The organism is Actinoplanes sp. CA-131856 (assembly GCF_050956135.1).
GTDB lineage: Bacteria > Actinomycetota > Actinomycetes > Mycobacteriales > Micromonosporaceae > Actinoplanes.
Genome location: NZ_CP191849.1, coordinates 1,949,505 through 1,966,560 on the forward strand (window position 1 = coordinate 1,949,505; position 17,056 = coordinate 1,966,560).

The window sequence follows — 17,056 nt, forward strand, 5'->3', positions numbered from 1 at the left end:
ATATGCCCCGATGCCATATCGCTATTTCTATGACTGCGAGTTCATCGAGGACGGGGTCACCATCGACCTGGTCTCGATCGGCGTGGTCGACGAGTTCGGTCGCGAGTTCTACGCGATCAGCACGGAGTTCGACGACAGCAAGGCCATCCCCTGGGTGCGCCGCAACGTCCTCGACAAGCTCCCCTCGCCGTCGGACAAGGCGTGGCGCTCCCGCGAGCGGATCCGCGACGACCTCTACGCCTTTCTGACCGAGCCGGTCGAGGGCCGCACCGAGCAGATCGAGCTGTGGGCGTGGTTCGCCGCCTACGACCACGTGGCGCTCGCCCAGCTGTGGGGCGCGATGCCGGCCCTGCCGCGGGACATCCCGCGTTTCACCAAGGACCTGCGCCAGCTCTGGGACGATCAGGGCCGCCCGCATCTGCCGTCGATGTCGGGCCGGCACGACGCCCTGGTCGACGCGAAGCACAATCTGGCCCGCTGGCGGGCGATGGGCGGTTGAGCCGCGCCCGGCGGGGAATGGCCAGAGGCATGACGAACACCGAGCAGGAGCAGCGCGAGAAGGTCAAGCAGATGGTGGCGGACGCCCGCATCTGCATGGTGACCACGATGACCGCCGACGGCAAGCACGTGAGCCGCCCGATGGCCCTCCAGGAGATCGAGTTCGACGGCGATCTCTGGTTCTTCACCTACACGACATCCGACCTGGTCGAGCAGATCGGCCTGCACCCGCAGGTGAACGTCGCCTTCAGTGACCAGAAGCAGAACAACTGGATCTCCCTGTCTGGCACGGCGATCCGCACGGACGACCCGGAGAAGGCGCGTGAGCTGTGGAATCCGGCGCTCAAAGCCTGGTTCCCGGACGGACTCGAGACGCCGGAGCTTACCCTGGTCAAGGTGCATGCGGAGACCGCTGAGTACTGGGCGGCGGCACACAGTTCGAAGGTCGTCACTCTGCTCGGCTACGCCAAGGCGGCCGTAACCGGAAAGACCCCGGACGCGGGGGAGAACGAAACCGTCAGGCTGTAGCGGGGCGCTTCGGGGCGGTGTGAGCCGGACCGCTAAAGTTCGGCTTGCGGCCCGCCCCGGGCCCGGCAACGCTGCCGATCACTCGCTCCCTGGGGCTCGACGGGCCTGTGCAACTCGCACCTGAAATCAGGGAGGACGAGCAATCATGCGTATCGGCGTGCTCACCGGCGGCGGCGACTGCCCCGGTCTCAACGCGGTGATCCGGGCGGTGGTCCGCAAGGGCGTCGCCGCTTACGGTCACGAGTTCGTCGGGTTCCGCGACGGCTGGAAGGGCCCGCTCGAGGGCCTGACGAAGCCGCTCGGCATCGCCGAGGTCCGCGGCATCCTGCCGCGTGGCGGCACCATCCTGGGCTCCTCGCGCACCAACCCCTTCAAGATCGAGGGCGGCGTCGAGAAGATCAAGGCGAACCTGGCCGAGCAGGGCGTCGACGCCCTGGTGGCGATCGGCGGCGAGGACACCCTCGGCGTCGCCACCAAGCTGAACGACCTGGGCGTCAACGTCGTGGGCGTGCCCAAGACGATCGACAACGACCTCAACGCCACCGACTTCACCTTCGGCTTCGACACCGCCGTCAACATCGCGATGGAGGCGATCGACCGGCTGCACACCACGGCCGAGTCGCACCACCGCACGCTGGTCGTCGAGGTCATGGGCCGGCACGCCGGCTGGATCGCCCTGCACGCCGGTCTGGCCGGTGGCGCCAACGTGATCCTGCTGCCCGAGCGCAACTTCGACGTCGAGCAGGTCGCGACGTACGTGACCAAGCGTTTCCAGGTCGAGTACGCGCCGATCGTGGTCGTCGCCGAGGGCGCCCAGCCGCTCGACGGCCAGATGGCGCTGCAGAGCAAGGAGCTCGACTCGTTCGGCCACGTCCGCCTCGGCGGCATCGGCCAGTGGCTGGCCGAGCAGCTGGAGGAGAAGACCGGCAAGGAGGCCCGTACGGTCGTCCTCGGTCACATCCAGCGCGGCGGCACCCCATCGGCGTTCGACCGGGTGCTCGCGACCCGGTTCGGCCTGCAGGCGATCGACGCCGTCCACGAGGGCGACTTCGGTAAGATGATGGCGCTGCGGGGCACCGACATCGTCCGCGTGCCGCTGATCGAGGGCACCGGCGAGCTCAAGACCGTTCCGCTGTCGCGGTACGAAGAGGCCGAGGTCTTCTTCGGCAGCTGAGCTACGACTTTTCGGAGGGCGGCCGAAAGGCCGCCCTCTTTGTTGAAGGGCGCGGGAATGACCAAGCAAACGGTGGCCGTCATCGGTGCGGGCAAGCTCGGCGAGCTGGTCCTCTCCGGACTGCTGCGCTCCGGCTGGCCGGCGCAGCAGCTGCTGGCCACGACCCGCCGCCCGGAGCGGGCGTCGGAGCTGGCCGACCGGTACGGCATCCGCCCGGTGCTCAACCTGACCGCTGTCACGCAGGCCGACGTGCTGCTGATCGCGGTGAAGCCGCAGGACGCGGGCAAGCTGCTCGACGACTTCGGCTCCAAGGTGCCGCCGGAGAAACTGGTCGTCTCGCTCTGCGCCGGCCTGCCCACGAGCTTCTTCGCCGACCGGCTGCCCGGCGGCATCCCGATCGTGCGGGTCATGACGAACACGCCGGCCCTGGTCGACCAGGCCATGACGGTGGTCTCCCCGGGCCCGTACGCGACAGTGGAGCACCTGACCGTCGTCGAGCAGATCTTCCGGCCGCTCGGCCGCACGCTGCGGGTGCCCGAGTCGCAGCAGGACGCGGTGACCGCGCTCTCCGGCTCCGGCCCGGCCTATTTCTACCTGCTGGTCGAGGCCATGATCGACGCCGGCATCCTGCTCGGCCTGCCCCGCCAGGTGGCGCACGAGCTGGTGGTGCAGACCGCCATCGGCTCGGCCACCATGCTGCGCGACTCGGGCGAACACCCGGTCAAGCTGCGCGAGGCGGTCACCTCGCCGGCCGGTACGACCATCTCGGCCATCCGCGAGCTCGAGGTCCACGGCGTCCGGGCCGCGTTCCTGACCGCTCTCGAGGCCGCGCGGGACCGCGCCCGCGCGATCGCGGGCGAGATGTCCTCTTAATACCAGATAGCGATCTTGGAGCCGTTGTTCTCCTCGGGCGGCGAGGGGTGGCTCAGCGCCGTCCCGGTGGCCATCCGGTGGGCCGACCAGGCGACGGCGGCCGCGTCCAGGATGTCGTCCGGTGGGGCCTGGCCGGCCGGGCCGATCCCGTCGGGCAGCACGATGCCGTTACGGGCCAGCAGCTCGCGGCGCCGGGCCTGACCGGTCCACGTCTTCTTGGCGTACTGGAGAGGCTCTCCCGCCATCGTGCGGAACGAGACCTCGGGGTGGGCCTCGAAGAGCAGGCCGGGGTGGCGCTCCCAGATCGCGTTGGCCTCGAGCAGCTTGGGCCGCAGGGCCCACGACTGCCGGCTGAGCCCGGCCCCGGTCAGCTCCCGGCAGAGCCGGTTGGCCGCGGCGAAGTCGGACTCCTGCCAGACGGCCCGGGGCGGCACGCGGAAGACGCTGCCGCGCCGGGGCCCGAGCTGGTCGGCGGCGAGGGTGTCGGCCGCGCGCCAGGTGTCGGGCAGCATGCCGAGCGGGATGTCCACGCCGATCACCGACGCGCCGGAGCTGCCGGCGACTATCTCGTAGAGCGTGGAGGCCAGGACGGCCCGCCCGAAGGCGCCGTCGCGGAGCTCGACCCCGACCCAGCCGAGAGCGTAGGCATCGACTCCGATAACTCGGACGGTCATCGGCGGCGCGCGGGCTCGAGGGCTACGACGTCGAAGATGGTCATGACCGAAGACTACGCGTTGTGTCCGTGGATGTGCACCCCGTAGCGGTCCGCTCCGCAAAGTTAAGCCTTTGCGTAATCCCTCCACCCCATCTTGACGTGTGTGAATGTCTGTGACTACCGTCTCCTTCACTGAACTTTCAGGAAAGTTTCCTAATCGTTCGACGAGGAGTCAGAAGTGCAGAAATCCCTCCGTCGCGCCACCCTGGTGTCGGCGATCGTGGTGGTCGCGGCGACCGCCACGGTCCCGGCCACCATGGCGTCGGCCGCTGCGGCCTGTGCCCCCGCCTGGTCCTCCACCGCCACGTACGTCAAGGACAACGTCGCTTCGCAGGGCGGCCACAACTACACCGCCAAGTGGTGGACTCAGAACGAGTCGCCCGCCACGCACAGCGGTCAGTGGGACGTCTGGATCGACAACGGTGTCTGTGGCGGCACCACGCCCCCGACCACGCCCCCCACCACTCCACCGACCACGCCCCCCACCACCCCGCCCACGACGCCTCCGACGACCACGCCTCCGGGCGCGAGCGGCAAGAACGTCGTCGGCTACTTCGCGCAGTGGGGCGTCTACCAGCGCCAGTACTTCGTCAAGAACCTGGTCACCTCGGGCTCGGCCTCGAAGCTGACGCACATCCTGTACGCGTTCGGCAACACCACCGGCGGCCAGTGCACGATCGGTGACTCCTACGCCGACTACGACATGGCGTACACCGCGGCCAACAGCGTCGACGGCGTGGCCGACACGTGGGACGCCGGCGCGCTGCGCGGCTCGTTCAACCAGCTGCGCAAGCTCAAGAAGCAGTACCCGAACATCAAGATCATCTGGTCGTTCGGCGGCTGGACCTGGTCCGGTGGCTTCACCCAGGCCGCGGCCAACCCGACCGCGTTCGCCAACTCCTGCTACAACCTGGTCAAGGACTCCCGCTGGGCCGACGTCTTCGACGGCATCGACATCGACTGGGAGTACCCGAACGCCTGTGGCCTGAGCTGCGACGCGAGCGGACCGGCGGCGTACAACAACGTCATCACCGCGCTGCGCAACAAGTTCGGCTCGAGCTTCCTGATCACCTCGGCCATCACGGCCGACGGCTCGAACGGCGGCAAGCTGGACGTGGCCGACTACGCGTCCGGCATCTCGAAGCTGAACCTGGTCTTCCCGATGACGTACGACTACTTCGGCGCCTTCGCCCCGCAGGGCCCGACCGCCCCGCACTCGCCGCTCACCTCCTACACCGGCATCCCGCAGGCCGGGTTCTACTCGGACGCGGCGATCCAGAAGCTCAAGAGCAAGGGCGTGCCGGCCAACAAGATCCTGCTCGGCATCGGCTTCTACGGCCGCGGCTGGACCGGGGTCAGCCAGGCCACACCGGGCGGCACGGCGACCGGCGCCGCGCCGGGCACGTACGAGGCCGGCATCGAGGACTACAAGGTCCTCAAGAACAGCTGCCCGTCCACCGGCACGGTGGCCGGCACGGCGTACGCCAAGTGCGGCAGCAACTGGTGGAGCTACGACACCCCGTCGACCATCGCCGGAAAGATGACCTACGCGAAGAACCAGGGTCTCGCCGGGGCGTTCTTCTGGGAGTTCTCGGGCGACACGACGAATGGTGAGCTGATCTCCGCCATCAAGAACAACCTGTAAGCAGACTCATCTCCTCAGGTGAGAAGGGGGGCACCGGCCGCAAGGTCGGTGCCCCTCACTCGTAGGCTTTCCGTCATGCGCCGTGAGTGGCATCAGCTTTCGTACCCGGGGGTCGGCAACCCCGCTCTGCAGACCTCCCGCCCCTCGACCGACTCCGCCGAGGACGAGGCCCTCGGCCTCGACGTCTGGCGCGGGCTGCCCCGCGTGCAGGTGCCGCCGTGGGAGGACCCGGCCGAGGTCGCCTCCGTCTGCGAGGTGCTCGACGTCGTCCCGTCGATCGTCGCCCCGTACGAGGTCGACCAGCTGCGGGTCAAGCTGGCCGAGGTCTGCGAGGGCCGCGCGTTCCTGCTCCAGGGCGGTGACTGCGCCGAGACGTTCGCCGACAACACCGAGAGCCACTTGCTGGCCAACGCACGCACGTTGCTGCAGATGGCGGTCGTGTTGACGTACGGCGCCTCGATGCCGGTCGTCAAGGTCGCGCGGGTCGCCGGGCAGTACACCAAGCCCCGCTCGTCGGCCACCGACTCGCTCGGCCTGCCCGCCTACCGCGGCGACCTGATCAACTCGCTGGACGCCAACGAGGCCGCCCGCCGGGCCGATCCGCAACGCATGATCCGGGCGTACGCCAACTCGGCCGCCGCCATGAACATGCTCCGCGCCTATCTGGCCGGGGGACTGGCCGACCTGCACGGCCTGCACGACTGGAACAAGGACTTCGTCCGGGCCTCGCCGGCCGGCGAGCGCTACGAGGCGATCGCCCGCGAGATCGACCGGGCCCTCGACTTCATCCGGGCCTGCGGCATGACCGACAACGAGGCCCTGCGCACGGTCAGCCTGTACTGCTCGCACGAGGCCCTTGCTTTGGAGTACGACCGCGCGCTGACCCGGGTGAGCGACGGCAGGGCGTACGGCCTCAGTGGTCATTTCCTCTGGATCGGTGAGCGGACCCGTCAGCTCGACCACGCGCACATCGACTTCATCAGCCGGATCGCCAACCCGATCGGCGTCAAGCTCGGTCCCGGCACCTCGCCCGAGACGGCGCTGGAGCTGTGCGAGAAGCTCAACCCGGAGAACATCCCGGGCCGGCTCACGCTGATCAGCCGGATGGGCAACGGCAAGGTCCGCGACGCGCTGCCGCCGATCGTCGAGAAGGTCACGGCGGCCGGCGCCAAGGTCGTCTGGCAGTGCGACCCGATGCACGGCAACACGCACGAGTCGTCGAACGGCTACAAGACCCGGCACTTCGACCGGATCGTCGACGAGGTGCTCGGCTATTTCGAGGTCCACCGCGGCCTGAGCACCCACCCGGGCGGCATCCACATCGAGCTGACCGGCGAGGACGTGACCGAGTGCCTGGGCGGCGCCCAGGGCATCGAGGACCTCGACCTGCCGGACCGCTACGAGACCGCCTGCGACCCCCGCCTCAACACCCAGCAGAGCCTCGAGCTCGCGTTCCTCGTTGCGGAGATGCTTCGTGGTTGATCTTCGATCCGACACGGTGACCCGTCCGACCCGGGAGATGCGGTTCGCCATGGCGAACGCCGAGGTCGGTGACGACGTCTTCGGGGACGACCCGACCGTCAACGCGCTCGAGGCCCACGTGGCCGGGCTCTTCGGGCATGAGGCGGCGCTGTTCGCCCCGTCGGGGTCGATGGCCAACCAGATCGCGCTCCAGCTGCACGTGCCGCCCGGCGGTGAGCTGCTGGCCGGCGCGGACGCGCACGTCGTCACGTACGAGGTGGGGGCGGCGGCCGCCATCGGGGGCATCTCGTCGCGGACGTGGCCGTCGGTCGGGGCCGACCTCGACGTCGACCAGATCGCCGCCATGATCCGCCCGGCCGGCTACCCGTCGGTTCCCACGCGCGCGATTGCCGTCGAGCAGACGCACAACCTGGGTGGGGGCTCGGTGGTGCCGCTTTCGATCCTGACTGCTTTGCGGGATTTGTCGGAAAAATCGGGCGTGGGGTTGCACTGTGACGGTGCCCGGATCTGGCACGCGCACGTCGCCGACGGGGTGGCGCTTTCGGAATATGGCAGGCTTTTCGACACTTTGTCGGTGTGCCTCTCCAAGGGCCTGGGCGCGCCGGTCGGCTCGCTGATCGTCGGCAGCCGGGAGCGCATCGCCCAGGCCCGCGTGATCCGCAAGCGGATGGGCGGCGGCATGCGCCAGGTGGGCATCCTGGCCGCGGCCGGCCGGTACGCCCTCGACAACCACATCGAGCGGCTCGCCGACGACCACGCGCGGGCCTCGCGCATCGCCGAGGCGCTGGCCCCGCTCGGCGTGGTCGACCCGTCCCGGGTGCGCACGAACCTCGTACTGCTGGACCTGTCGAAGTCCTCGCTGGACGCGCCCACCCTGGCCGCCCGCGCCGCCGAGCGCGACGTCCTGATCGCGCCCATGCTGCCGAAGATCGCCCGGGTGATCACCCACCTGGACGTCGACGACGCCGGCGTCGACCAGGCCATCGAGGTGCTGACCGACATCCTGTCGCGCTGACCGTTCGGCCGGCGCCGAACGATCGGCACGGTCTCATGGGGCCATGACCGACATCCCCGAGACCGACGACCGCCACCCGGCCGACGTGGTCACCACGATGATCGACGCGTGTCTCGCGCGGGCCGCCACCTGGCCCGCGTGGGACGGCGTCCCCCGCCCGGACGGCGACCGCGTCTACACGCCCCACAAGGCCGTCCGCCGGATCACCGACCACCTGATCGACCACCTGGCCGAGATCGAGGCACGCCTGGCCGGCGTGCCCACCATCCCCGACCACTGGCACGCCTCGGCGATCACCACCGCCGCCGACCTGGCCCCGTTCACCACCGACGACCTGGACGAGGCCCGCAGCCGCCTGACCCGCCTGGCCCAGCTCTACGACCTGCGCCTGCGCGCCGCCGGCCCGGCCGCCCTGGACCACCGCGACGGCACCGCCTGGTCACCGCGGCAGATCGCCTTCCACCTGGAGGGCTCCCTGTACTACGCCGAGGCAGTGGGCTTCCTGCGCTGATCGCCGGAAGTGCTCAAGCTCGCGGCCGCGTGGCCGAAGGTGGGGCATGCGTGAAGTCGCCGTTCGCCGCCCGGCCCGGAGCGATTTCGAGGCCGAGCTGACCGCGCTGGTCGGGGCGGTCTACGCGAGCCATGACGGGCTGGCCGATCGGGCTCGTGAGCTCGAACGGGCGGCGCTCGCGGCCGGGGACCGGCAGTGCGCGGCGCTGGCCCGGCTTGTCGTGGCCGACCTCGACAACCGGGGTGGGCGGCAGAACCAAGGGATCCGGGCCGCGCACGCGGAGCTCGGTGTGGCCGGTGACCGGCTCGTGGTGGCTAAGGCGCACGCGGTCATCGCCGGTGGGCTGTGGCGGCTCGGTGACAACGCCGAGGCGGTCAAGCACGCGTACGAGGCCGACCGGCTCCTCACCGAGGAGGATCCGCTCGCCCTGCGGGTCGACCACGCGGTCATCCTGGCCGCGCAGGTCAACGACCAGCGGCTGGGCCGGGTCTCGCACGAGGAGTACCGGGTCGCGCAGCGGCTGGCCGACCTGCTCGGTCAGCCTGACCTGATCATCGCCAACCTGAACAACTGGGCCTGGTCCTGCTACCGCGAGAACGACCAGGCCATGGCGCTGCGGCTGGCCCGGCGCATGGAGGAGCACTCGGCCCGGGCCGGCCATCCGATGAACACCTCCTGCGCCGACACCGTGGCCCGGGTCCTGATGGCCGACGGGCAGACCGCGCGGGCCACCCGCATCCTCGAGGACGCGCTGGCCTACGCCCCGTCCACCGACGTCGACGCCGTGCCGGCCTGCCTGATCACCTTCGCCGAGATCAAGCGGGCCGAGGGGGATGTGCCCGGTGCGCTGGCCCTGCTCGAGCGCTGTCGCGAGCTGACCCGCCGGGACGACGTGCCCGAGATGGACGCGATCGCCCTGCAACTGCTGGCGACCTGCCACGCCGACCTGGGCAACTTCGAGAAGGCGTACCGGGAAATGGTCGAATTTCATCTGGCTTGGACGGCCCGCCGCACCGAGCAGAGCGAGGCGCTGGCCTCGGTCACCCAGGCCCGCTTCGCCATCGACGAGGCCCGCCGCGACCGGGAACGCTTCCGCGAGCTGGCCGAACGCGACGCGCTGACCGGCCTGTGGAACCGGCGCCGCTCCGACGAGCACCTGGCCGCGGCGGTCGCGGCCGGCGTCACCCCGCTCAGCGTGGCCATTCTCGACCTCGACCACTTCAAGCGGGTCAACGACACCTACTCGCACGAGGCCGGCGACAGCGTGCTGCGCCGGGTCGGCGACATCCTGCGCGGCATCGTCGAGCCGTACGGCCACGCGGCCCGGCACGGCGGCGAGGAGTTCGTCCTCTTCCTTCCGCTCGACCCGGCGCGGGCGCTGACGATCTGTGAGCGGGTGCGCACGGCGCTGGCCGCTCACGACTGGTCCGAGGTCGCCCCCGACCTGCGGGTCACCACGAGCATCGGCCTGACCTCGCTACGACCCGGCGACGACGCCCGTACGGTCCTGGCCCGGGCCGACGCCCATCTGTACGCGGCCAAGGAGGGCGGCCGCGATCAGGTCCGCACGGCCTGACGCGGCCAGGGCGAAGCCGCGGATCACCGGATGCGGGTCGGCGCCGTCGCCGGCCAGCTCGGGCTGGAAGAGCGTGGCCAGGTAGAACGGATGCCCGGGCAGCTCGGCCACGCGGACGTCGCCGGTGTCGTCGGTCCCGGAGAAGCGCATGCCGTGCTCCCGCAGCCGCGCGATGTAGCCGGGAGCGATGCCGTACGAGCAGTGGTAGCGCTCGATCGTCCGCCCGCCGCCCAGCAGTGACTCGATCAGCGAGCCCGGCGTCAGGTTGACCGCCCCTTCGTGCCCGGCCAGCGAACAGGACAGCTCGGCGATGAGCGCGTCGTCGCTCGCCGCGCCCTCGTTCTCCGCGTGGCGGGCGCCGGGCAGCGCGCAGACGTTCCGGGCGAACTCGAGCATGGCGTGCTGGAAGCCCCCGCACGTACCCAGGAACGGAATGCCCTCCTCGCGGGCGGTCCGGGCGGCGGCGACAGCGCCGGCTTCGCTGCGGTACGGGCTGCCGGGCGTCAACCAGATGCCCGCGTACCCGCGCAGCACCTCGGGATCGGCCGCCTCCGGGGTCGGCACCCAGTAGACGTCGAGGTCGATCTGTTCCCGCTCGCGCAGCGCGTCGATGATCCGCGGAATGCGCGAGTGCGCCCGCACGGCCGGCGACCGGTCTCCCACCAGGGCAATCGAAATCATGCCCCCCATCGTGGGCCCGGCGACGGCATCAGGTCCAACGATGGCTGGTGACCCCGGCATTAGCATCCCTGATGTGGACCCCCACCTGCTGCGCACCTTCCTGGCCGTCGCCGAGACCGGCTCGTTCAGCGCGGCCGCCGAGCGGCTCCGCTACACGCAGTCGGCCGTGTCGCAGCAGATCGCCGCCCTCGAGGCCGACCTGCGCACGCCGCTGCTGACCCGGCGCCCGGTGGCGCTCACCCCGGCGGGGGAGAGGTTGCGCCATCACGCTTCGCTTCTTCTCGTACGCCTGGAGGCCGCCCGCGCCGACGTGACGAGGGTGGTCGCTCCGCCCGGCCGCCTCATCGTGGCCCTGACACCCCTGGCCTGGCACCCCCGCCTGGCCGGGGCGCTGGCCCGGCTGCGGGCCGAGTCGGCTCTGCTGACCACCCGGCTGCGGGTCGCCGCCCGCGACCAGGTGGTGGACGCCGTGGCGACCGGTGAGGTCGATCTGGGCCTGGTCGACGGCTTCACCGCGCCGAGCGACCCGCTGCGGCTGCCCGACGCCGGCGCGGCCCGCGCCATCGGCGTCGCCGAGAGCCCGGCCGTGGTCGCGGTGCCCGTGGACCATCCGGTCGCCCGTCGCCGCGCGGTGGAGCTGAGCGACCTGGCCGACGCGTACTGGATCGACGCCCCGGACGTGGCACCCTTCGGCCGCCTGCCGATCGACGGCCTGCGCTCGCGGCTGCGCTACGACGGCGCCGAGGTGACCGTGCTGGCCGGGCTGGTCGCCGCCGGCCACGGCCTGGCCGTGCTGCCCGAGCCGGTGGTGGCCGCCCACCAGGGCCTGGCGGCGCTGACGATCTCGGTCCCGCGGCTCGTGCACCGGGTGGAGGTCCTCCGCGTCCCCGAGCGGCTCGAAAGCAGTGAAGCCGCTGTGAAGCTCCTTAGTGATCTTTTCAACAGCGCGCCCCAGGCCACAGCTCTTGATCAGCTTTTATGACTGCCCGGAGTTCCGATGTCACTCATGGCGATGGATCCGGGGTGGAGGGGATTCTCGGACCGCCATTATCGTGCGCGGAGCCATGTCTGATACCCGCGTTTTCCACAATCACCCCGTGCACTCCCGGGCCACATATACGGACCGGGTCCGGAACACGCCGGGGACCACACATCCGCACACTCCGGCCGCCGGCGCGGCCGGCGCGGCCGAGCCGAAGCCGCGTAACCGCGGGCGCATCTTCGTCCTCGACGGCATTCGCCTGCTGGCCGCCGTGATGGTGGCGTTCTACCACTTCGTCGCGTTCGAGCCCGGTGTCCGCGACAGCTGGGGCGTCGCGGCCAAGGAAGCCTTCCCGGGCTTCTACCACCTCGCCTCGTACGGCTGGCTCGGTGTCGAGCTGTTCTTCATGATCAGTGGATTCGTCATCTGCATGAGCTGCTGGGGACGGAGCCCGGGCGACTTCTTCCGCTCCCGGATCACCCGGCTGTTCCCCGCCTACTGGCCCTCCGTGCTGCTCACCGCGGCCGTCATCTGGCTGTTCCCGATCGTCGCCGACCGTCCGAAGCTCAGCGACATCGTGGTCAACCTGACCATGCTCCAAGACCCGCTGGGCGTGCGGAAGGTCGACGGCACCTACTGGACGCTGTGGTGCGAGGCCGCGTTCTACGTGCTCTTCGCGGTGGTGGTGTGGCGTGGCCTCAGCCGCCGCAGCGCGACCCTGTTCTGCTACGCCTGGCTGATCGCCACCGTCGCCTATCACCAGGCCGGCGGTCCCAAGCTGATGAGCGTGATCGTCCAGCCCGCCTACTCGTCGTTCTTCATCGCGGGCATCGCGTTCTACCTGATCTACCGCTTCGGCCCGGACATCACGCTGTGGGGCATCGTCTTCGTCGCGTTCGCCATCGCGCAGCACGACACGATCGCGCGCGTGAAGCACGTCGGCACGGTGACCCTGCACCGGCAGCTCATGCCGGTCGTCGGCGTCGTGCTGATCACGCTGTACTTCGCGGTGCTGGCCATGATCGCGAACGGCTGGTTCAACCGGATCCAGTGGAAGTGGCTCACCGCCGCCGGGGCGCTGACCTACCCGTTCTACCTGCTGCACGAGACCATCGGCTGGACGATCATCCGCGGCGTGCGCGACTTCGCCCCGCGCTACGTGGTCCTCGCCGCCGTCGTCTCCCTGATGCTGCTCCTGGCCTGGCTGGTGCACCGCTTCATCGAGAAGCCGGGAGCGAGGTATCTCAAGGTGAAGCTGGCCGAGGCCAGCAGCGCCCAGCGGGACGCCCCACCGGCGGCGGCGTCCCCGCCGCCCCCGCCTTCTGTTCCGCCGTCGGAAGCGGTGACGGAACGACTGACGATGCCGGCCTCGTTCCGCTAACTGGAGCCCACCTGCTCCAGCGCGGTGTCGAAGGACTGAGCCATCGTGAGGTAGCCGGCGTCGTTGGGGTGCAGCTTGTCCTTGAGCTGATCGATCGTCAGCGGCATGTCGACATATCGGATGTGGAAGCCCCGGGACGCGTAGTCGGCGACGAGCTGCCGGGCCGTGGTGTTGAAGACCGCCACCTTGCTCTCCAGCCCCGGCGTGGCCGGGTCGAGGCCGCCGACGATGACCGTGACGTTGGGGCGATCGATGAAGATCCGGAGCAGGAGGCCGTCGAAGCGCTTGAGGGCCTCCTGCGTGGGATAGCCCTGGTGCAGATCGTTGATGCCGATGTGCAGCAGGATCACGTCCGGCTCGTAGGTGGCGAGCCACCCGCCGATGTGGCCGCTGATCTGGTCGGTGCGCCAGCCGCTGTGGCCCTCGTGCTGCGGGTCGGCCAGGCCGTCGCTGGTCTGCGAGCCGACGTAGTCCATGGTGAACAGGTTGCGCCGCAGCACCAGGTCGAGGAGGGGGCCGCGATAACCGGCGCCCGTGGTGCTGCCGGCGCCCATGGTGATCGAGTCGCCGAGCGGCATGACCCGCAGGTGGCGTGGCTGGGCCGGAGGGGACGAGGCGGCCGGGTGAGCGGGAGCCGCGGTGCCGCAGGCGGCCAGGGTCAGGGCCAGAGCAGCGGCCGGCAACGCCGCGGCGACGCGAGGCAGGCGTCGCGACCTCTCCACCGGAAACACCCCCAAGAGCTCGTGACCGGCTCGAACGGGTGTTCAGCCGGCGAGCCCGGGCCGAGGGCAATCTACCCATGATCAAGAGAAGACGCCATTCGCCGAGGTCAGTGGAGCGACTCAGCCGGTCAGGGCGCGCCTGACGGCCGCCGCCAGTTGCGCGGCGCCCACCACGGCCAGCAGCAGCCAGATGCCGGTGGCCACGGTGGCCACGACTGGCAGGGCCGCCGCGCCTATCAAGCCGAAGATCGCTACCAGGACGCGGGTGGGGCGTTCGGCGACCGTCACGGCGCCGATCTCGGACATCCCCGCGGCTGAGGCGCGTGCTCGGGCGTACTCGTGCAGCCAGCTCAGCGCGCCCGCGATGACCACCAGCCAGCCGGGGGTGCCGGCCAGCCAGAACGCGGTCAGCCAGGCCGCCTCGCCCAAGCGGTCGGCCAGCGAGTCGTAGACGTAGCCGAGCTTGGTCGTGCGGCCGCTGATCACCGCGACCGCGCCGTCCATGCTGTCGGCCAGGGCGGCCAGCAAGGCCAGGGCGGCGGCCAGGATCAGCCCGGGGCGGCCGAGCAGAGTTGCGACCGGCACCAGCAGGCACAGGAAAAGCCCGGCGGTGGTCACGGCCATCGGCCCGATGCGGCGGCGGGTCAGCCAGGAGCCGCTTGTGTACGCCAGGCGCACCCACCCTCGTACGAGAAAAGACGCCCGGCGCGGGTCGAACCCTCCGTGCAGGCCGGACCAGGTGGCGGCGTACTCCTCCCAGAGCACCCTCAGACAGCCGCGGCCGTGGGGGCGAGCAGCTGCCAGACCTCGCGGGTCGCGGTCGAGCGGTTCAGGGTGATGAAGTGGACGCCGGGGACGCCCTCGGCCAGCAGGCGCGCGCACATCTCGGCGCACACCTCGACCCCGAGGGCCCGGACGGCCGCCTCGTCGTGAGCCACCCGCTCGAAACGGGCCAGCAGGGCCGGCGGGAACGGCGCGCCGGACAGCTGCGAGGAACGCTCGATCGTCGCCATCCGGGTCACCGGCATGACACCGGGGACGATCGGGACGGCGCACCCGGCCGCGGCCACCCGGTCGCGCAGGCGCAGGTAGTCGTCGGCCTCGAAGAACATCTGGGTGATCGCGAAGTCGGCGCCGGCCCGGCACTTGCGGATGAAGTGGGCGGTGTCGGTGTCGACGTCGGCCGAGCGGGGGTGCTTGTAAGGAAACGCGGCCACCCCGACGCTGAAGTCGCCGGACTCCTTGACCAGCCGGACCAGGTCCTCCGCGTAGAGCACGCCCTCCGGATGCCGCACCCACTCGCCCATCGGATCGCCGGGCGGGTCGCCGCGCACGGCCAGGACGTTGCGGATGCCCGCCCCGGCCAGCCGCCCGACGACGTTGCGCAGCTCGGCCACCGAATGGTTCACCGCGGTCAGATGCGCCATCGGCAGCAGTGTGGTCTCGGTGGCCACCCGCTCGGTGACGGCGACGGTCGTGTCGCGGGTGGTGCCACCGGCCCCGTACGTGATCGAGACGAAGTCGGGTCTCAGGGGCTCCAGCTCCCGGATGGCCTGCCACAACAGGCGCTCGCCCTCCGGGGTCTTGGGCGGGAAGAACTCGAACGAGAAGGTGGGTTCGGGCCCGGCGATCAGGTCGCCGATCGCGGGAGTTTCCGGCAGGCGCGAAGGCAGTCCGAGAGCCACACACCGACTCTACCGTCAGCAGCTCACAGCGCTTGGGCTAGCGTCGTGGCGTGCTTGCCACCGATGCCTCCGACCTGCGTGCCCGGGTCGACAAGGCGCTCGCCGCGTTCCTGGCCGCGCAGCGCGACCGCCTGACGACGATCGACCCGGCCCTGGCCGACGTGTCGGCCGCCCTCGAGGACTTCGTGCTCGGCGGCGGCAAGAGGCTGCGCCCGGCGTTCGCGTACTGGGGCTACCGGGGCGCCGGCGGCGCGGACTCCGACCAGATCGTGGCCGCCGTCTCGGCGCTGGAGCTGGTGCAGGCCAGCGCCCTGATCCACGACGACCTGATGGACCGCTCGGACACCCGGCGCGGCGAGCCGTCGGTGCACCGGCGTTTCGAGCGCCTGCACACGTCGGCCGGCTGGCGGGGCGGCTCGGCCGCCTTCGGCGACAGCGCGGCCGTGCTCCTGGGCGACCTGGCCCTGGTCTGGTCGGACGAGATGCTGCAGAGCTCGGGCGCCGGCGTGGCCGAGATCACCCGGGCCCGCCCGATCTTCGACGAGATGCGTACGGAGGTCACGGTCGGCCAATATCTGGACGTGCTCACCCAGGCCACGGCGGACACGTCGGTGGAGCGGGCCGGCAAGGTGGCCCGCTTCAAGTCGGCGAAGTACACGGTCGAACGTCCCCTGCTGCTGGGCGCGTCGCTGGCCGGCGCGGGCGAGGACGTGTCCGCCGCGTACACGGCCTTCGGCCTGCCGTTGGGCGAGGCGTTCCAGTTCCGCGACGACGTGCTGGGCGTCTTCGGCGACCCGGCCGAGACCGGAAAACCGGCCGGCGACGACCTGCGGGAGGGCAAGCGCACCTACCTGGTGGCGGCGGCCTTCGCGGGCCTGGGCGAGAAGGAACAGGCCGAGCTGGACGAGGGCCTGGGCAACCAGGGCCTGGACGACGCGGGCGTCGAACGCCTCCGCGACCTGATCCGCGATTCGGGCGCCCTGGCCGCCACCGAAAGGCGCATCGACGAGCTGATGACGGCTTCGCTGACCGCCCTGGACGCGGCCCCGCTGGACGACGAAGCCCGCCAGGTCCTGCACCGTCTCGCCGACGCCGCCACCCGCCGCACCGTCTGAAGCTGGGGACGGCACAGGGCTTTGCGGGCAGGCCGAAGCGCACGCCGCGCTCAGCCTGGCCCCGCGATGAAGCGGGGCCGTGCCAGTTCGGCGTGTGCTGCCGGATGCGTACCTCTTAGAAACCCACCGCCTGGGCCCGGCGCTTGACCTCGCGCGCGCGGTGACCGCCCAGGCCCTTCGCGGCGTTGCCGTCCAGGGTGTCGTCGGGCTCGTAGAGCCACCGCAGGGCCTCTTCGTCGTTATACCCGGCGTCGCGCAGCAAGGTCAGGACGCCGGGGAGGTGCTTGAGCACGGTGTCGTTGGCAACGAGATCGGCGGGGACCACGCGGACGTTGTCGCGCTTCACCGCGAGCAGGTGCCCGTCGCGGATCATCTGGTGCACCTTGCTGATCGACACGTCGAGCTTCGCGGACACGTCCGGCAGGTTGATCCACTCGGTCGGTCCGGCGGTTACGGAATCGCTCACTCCTACA

The 17,056-nt window shown here is 70.6% G+C and carries 18 protein-coding genes; 12 read left to right on the forward strand and 6 right to left on the reverse strand.

The window, feature by feature from the left end:
- Positions 1-10: 10 nt before the first annotated feature.
- From ACQP2X_RS09430 to proC, 4 genes are all read left to right on the forward strand, one after another.
- Positions 11-499, forward strand: coding sequence for a polyadenylate-specific 3'-exoribonuclease AS (locus ACQP2X_RS09430; protein ID WP_498695802.1), 489 nt, complete (start codon positions 11-13; stop codon positions 497-499).
- A 29-nt stretch (positions 500-528) separates the two neighbouring features.
- Positions 529-1,026, forward strand: coding sequence for a pyridoxamine 5'-phosphate oxidase family protein (locus ACQP2X_RS09435; RefSeq protein ID WP_498695803.1), 498 nt, complete (start codon positions 529-531; stop codon positions 1,024-1,026).
- Positions 1,027-1,171: 145 nt separating this feature from the next.
- Positions 1,172-2,200, forward strand: coding sequence for a 6-phosphofructokinase (locus ACQP2X_RS09440; protein WP_498695804.1), 1,029 nt, complete (start codon positions 1,172-1,174; stop codon positions 2,198-2,200).
- Positions 2,201-2,257: 57 nt separating this feature from the next.
- Positions 2,258-3,073, forward strand: coding sequence for a pyrroline-5-carboxylate reductase (proC, locus tag ACQP2X_RS09445; RefSeq protein ID WP_498695807.1), 816 nt, complete (start codon positions 2,258-2,260; stop codon positions 3,071-3,073).
- On the opposite strand, the gene ACQP2X_RS09450 is transcribed toward proC, so the two are convergent.
- Positions 3,070-3,747 carry a DUF429 domain-containing protein gene (locus ACQP2X_RS09450; protein WP_097319952.1) on the reverse strand — a complete coding sequence of 226 codons (678 nt, stop codon included), beginning with the start codon at positions 3,745-3,747 and terminating at the stop codon, positions 3,070-3,072. The two genes, proC and ACQP2X_RS09450, sit on opposite strands and share 4 nt — an antisense overlap.
- Positions 3,748-3,966: 219 nt before the next feature.
- Here ACQP2X_RS09450 and ACQP2X_RS09455 point away from each other — a divergent pair, with 219 nt between their 5' ends.
- From ACQP2X_RS09455 to ACQP2X_RS09475, 5 genes are all read left to right on the forward strand, one after another.
- The gene (locus ACQP2X_RS09455) at positions 3,967-5,433 is read left to right on the forward strand and encodes a glycosyl hydrolase family 18 protein (RefSeq protein WP_498695809.1); all 1,467 of its coding nucleotides are present in this window, start codon (positions 3,967-3,969) and stop codon (positions 5,431-5,433) included.
- A gap of 75 nt (positions 5,434-5,508) precedes the next feature.
- Positions 5,509-6,915, forward strand: a complete 1,407-nt coding sequence (locus ACQP2X_RS09460) for a class II 3-deoxy-7-phosphoheptulonate synthase (protein WP_498695810.1) — start codon at positions 5,509-5,511, stop codon at positions 6,913-6,915.
- Between the two features lie 37 nt (positions 6,916-6,952).
- Positions 6,953-7,930: a threonine aldolase family protein gene (locus ACQP2X_RS09465; RefSeq protein WP_498700877.1), complete on the forward strand. Its 978-nt coding sequence runs from the start codon at positions 6,953-6,955 to the stop codon at positions 7,928-7,930.
- A 43-nt stretch (positions 7,931-7,973) separates the two neighbouring features.
- A complete protein-coding gene (locus ACQP2X_RS09470) occupies positions 7,974-8,441 on the forward strand; it encodes a hypothetical protein (RefSeq protein ID WP_498695812.1) in 468 nt (155 codons plus the stop codon).
- Positions 8,442-8,487: 46 nt separating this feature from the next.
- Positions 8,488-10,017 (forward strand): GGDEF domain-containing protein, encoded by a 1,530-nt coding sequence (locus ACQP2X_RS09475; protein WP_498695813.1) that lies wholly within the window; start codon positions 8,488-8,490, stop codon positions 10,015-10,017.
- On the opposite strand, the gene ACQP2X_RS09480 is transcribed toward ACQP2X_RS09475, so the two are convergent.
- On the reverse strand, positions 9,919-10,698 hold the full coding sequence (locus ACQP2X_RS09480) for a CTP synthase C-terminal region-related (seleno)protein (RefSeq protein ID WP_498695815.1): 780 nt from the start codon (positions 10,696-10,698) through the stop codon (positions 9,919-9,921). The genes ACQP2X_RS09475 and ACQP2X_RS09480 overlap by 99 nt on opposite strands.
- A 73-nt stretch (positions 10,699-10,771) precedes the next feature.
- Here ACQP2X_RS09480 and ACQP2X_RS09485 point away from each other — a divergent pair, with 73 nt between their 5' ends.
- Positions 10,772-11,680, forward strand: a complete 909-nt coding sequence (locus tag ACQP2X_RS09485; protein WP_498695817.1) for a LysR family transcriptional regulator — start codon at positions 10,772-10,774, stop codon at positions 11,678-11,680.
- A gap of 82 nt (positions 11,681-11,762) precedes the next feature.
- The gene (locus tag ACQP2X_RS09490; RefSeq protein WP_498695818.1) at positions 11,763-13,061 is read left to right on the forward strand and encodes an acyltransferase family protein; all 1,299 of its coding nucleotides are present in this window, start codon (positions 11,763-11,765) and stop codon (positions 13,059-13,061) included.
- On the opposite strand, the gene ACQP2X_RS09495 is transcribed toward ACQP2X_RS09490, so the two are convergent.
- The 3 genes from ACQP2X_RS09495 to metF all read right to left on the reverse strand — a co-directional run bounded on the left by ACQP2X_RS09495 (position 13,058) and on the right by metF (position 15,468).
- A complete protein-coding gene (locus tag ACQP2X_RS09495) occupies positions 13,058-13,783 on the reverse strand; it encodes an SGNH/GDSL hydrolase family protein (protein ID WP_498695822.1) in 726 nt (241 codons plus the stop codon). The two genes, ACQP2X_RS09490 and ACQP2X_RS09495, sit on opposite strands and share 4 nt — an antisense overlap.
- A gap of 120 nt (positions 13,784-13,903) precedes the next feature.
- Positions 13,904-14,548, reverse strand: a complete 645-nt coding sequence (locus tag ACQP2X_RS09500; protein ID WP_498695824.1) for a CDP-alcohol phosphatidyltransferase family protein — start codon at positions 14,546-14,548, stop codon at positions 13,904-13,906.
- Between the two features lie 2 nt (positions 14,549-14,550).
- Positions 14,551-15,468, reverse strand: coding sequence for a methylenetetrahydrofolate reductase [NAD(P)H] (gene metF, locus ACQP2X_RS09505; protein ID WP_498695825.1), 918 nt, complete (start codon positions 15,466-15,468; stop codon positions 14,551-14,553).
- A 50-nt stretch (positions 15,469-15,518) separates the two neighbouring features.
- On the opposite strand from metF, the gene ACQP2X_RS09510 reads away from it, so the two are divergent.
- On the forward strand, positions 15,519-16,583 hold the full coding sequence (locus ACQP2X_RS09510; protein ID WP_498695827.1) for a polyprenyl synthetase family protein: 1,065 nt from the start codon (positions 15,519-15,521) through the stop codon (positions 16,581-16,583).
- 115 nt (positions 16,584-16,698) lie between these two features.
- Here the strand turns inward: ACQP2X_RS09510 and ACQP2X_RS09515 are convergent, their stop codons facing one another.
- On the reverse strand, positions 16,699-17,049 hold the full coding sequence (locus ACQP2X_RS09515) for an Rv2175c family DNA-binding protein (RefSeq protein ID WP_498695829.1): 351 nt from the start codon (positions 17,047-17,049) through the stop codon (positions 16,699-16,701).
- Positions 17,050-17,056: the final 7 nt, after the last annotated feature.

Excerpts from the sequence above, each read along its gene's own strand:
- ACQP2X_RS09430 (WP_498695802.1), top strand. The coding sequence starts at position 11 with ATGCCATATCGCTATTTCTATGACTGCGAGTTCATCGAGGACGGGGTC.
- ACQP2X_RS09435 (WP_498695803.1), top strand. The coding sequence starts at position 529 with ATGACGAACACCGAGCAGGAGCAGCGCGAGAAGGTCAAGCAGATGGTG.
- ACQP2X_RS09440 (WP_498695804.1), top strand. The coding sequence starts at position 1,172 with ATGCGTATCGGCGTGCTCACCGGCGGCGGCGACTGCCCCGGTCTCAAC.
- proC (WP_498695807.1), top strand. The coding sequence starts at position 2,258 with ATGACCAAGCAAACGGTGGCCGTCATCGGTGCGGGCAAGCTCGGCGAG.
- ACQP2X_RS09450 (WP_097319952.1), bottom strand. The coding sequence starts at position 3,747 with ATGACCGTCCGAGTTATCGGAGTCGATGCCTACGCTCTCGGCTGGGTC.
- ACQP2X_RS09460 (WP_498695810.1), top strand. The coding sequence starts at position 5,509 with ATGCGCCGTGAGTGGCATCAGCTTTCGTACCCGGGGGTCGGCAACCCC.
- ACQP2X_RS09465 (WP_498700877.1), top strand. The coding sequence starts at position 6,953 with ATGCGGTTCGCCATGGCGAACGCCGAGGTCGGTGACGACGTCTTCGGG.
- ACQP2X_RS09470 (WP_498695812.1), top strand. The coding sequence starts at position 7,974 with ATGACCGACATCCCCGAGACCGACGACCGCCACCCGGCCGACGTGGTC.
- ACQP2X_RS09475 (WP_498695813.1), top strand. The coding sequence starts at position 8,488 with ATGCGTGAAGTCGCCGTTCGCCGCCCGGCCCGGAGCGATTTCGAGGCC.
- ACQP2X_RS09480 (WP_498695815.1), bottom strand. The coding sequence starts at position 10,698 with ATGATTTCGATTGCCCTGGTGGGAGACCGGTCGCCGGCCGTGCGGGCG.
- ACQP2X_RS09490 (WP_498695818.1), top strand. The coding sequence starts at position 11,763 with ATGTCTGATACCCGCGTTTTCCACAATCACCCCGTGCACTCCCGGGCC.